This is a genomic window from Collinsella sp. TM06-3, assembly GCF_003436395.1.
In the GTDB taxonomy this organism is placed as follows: domain Bacteria; phylum Actinomycetota; class Coriobacteriia; order Coriobacteriales; family Coriobacteriaceae; genus Collinsella.
In genome coordinates, this window is the sequence record NZ_QSPG01000049.1 from 1 (window position 1) to 1,107 (window position 1,107).

Consider the following 1,107-nt stretch of genomic DNA (forward strand, 5'->3'; position numbering starts at 1 on the left):
TTGGGTGTTCCTATAGTTTTGTCAACCGTCGGGGCTACTCCCGGTAGGGCACCCGGTCGCGCATCACGGCGTATATCGCCCTGAGCCGCTTCCTCGCGACGGCCTTGAGCGCCCGCCCGTGCCCCATGCCCCGCGCCCTGCAGGCCCGGTAGTACTCGCCGTAGCGCCCCGAGGACCTCACCAGGCTGTTGCACGAGAAGATCAGCAGGGACTTGAGCCTCGCGTCGCCGCGCCTGGACGCCCTGACCGACCTCACCGACGTTCCGGAGCTCCTCACCCTCGGGGCTATGCCGCAGTACGAGGCCAGGTGGTCGTGGTCCGGGAACCTCCCGATGTCGACCGACACCGCGAGCTGCGCCGCGGTCCTCGGGCCGATGCCGGGCACGGTGAGCAGGCACGCGTAGGTCTCGTCGCCCTCGAGCAGCGCCGCCGTCTCGGCCTCGAGGGCCCCGGCCTCGTCGAGGGCCTCCGATATCCGGGCGGCCAGGAACCTGACCTGCCTGTTCTCGGCCTCGACGAGCGCCGGCGGGGGCGCGGTGGAGGCGGCCGCGGCCTCCCCGGCGGCCTCGGCCCGCGGGCCCCCGGCCCCGGAGCGGGCGATCCCCCACGCCCCGCCGAACCCGGCGAGCAGCTCCAGCCACCGCCGGTCCGACAGGTCGACCGCGGCCTCGAGGGCCGGGCAGGACTCGAGCAGCACCGCGCGCAGGCGGTTCTTGTCCCTGGTCGCGCAGGCGACGACGTGGTCGCGCTGCGACGAGAGGGCGCGGGCGGCCTCGAGGGCCTCGCCGCGGCCCGGGACCCCCGACAGGGAGTCCGGCACGCCCAGGGCGGTCCGCGCGATCACCGCGGCGTCGCGCTCGTCGGTCTTGGCCTCGCCGGCGAACAGGCCCGCGGCGCGGCTGGCGGCGAGCCCGGGCAGGTGGGCGACCCCGAGCCCCGCGGCGCGGGCCCGCCTCACGGCGAGGGACCCTATGTTGCGGAACTGGTCGACGACGACGAGCGTGCCGGCGGGCGCGGAGGCGAACAGCGCGTCGAGCTCGGCCTCCCTGTTGCGGACGGGGGCGCTGGCCAGCACCCCCCCGTCGCGGTCGATCAGGCAGGCCCAGT

The 1,107-nt window shown here is 75.5% G+C and carries 1 protein-coding gene; it reads right to left on the reverse strand.

Annotation, left to right across the window (positions count from 1 at the left end):
• Window positions 1-34: 34 nt before the first annotated feature.
• On the reverse strand, window positions 35-1,107 hold a 1,073-nt coding region (locus tag DXD56_RS09930), incomplete at its 5' end, for an IS110 family transposase (protein WP_370446013.1).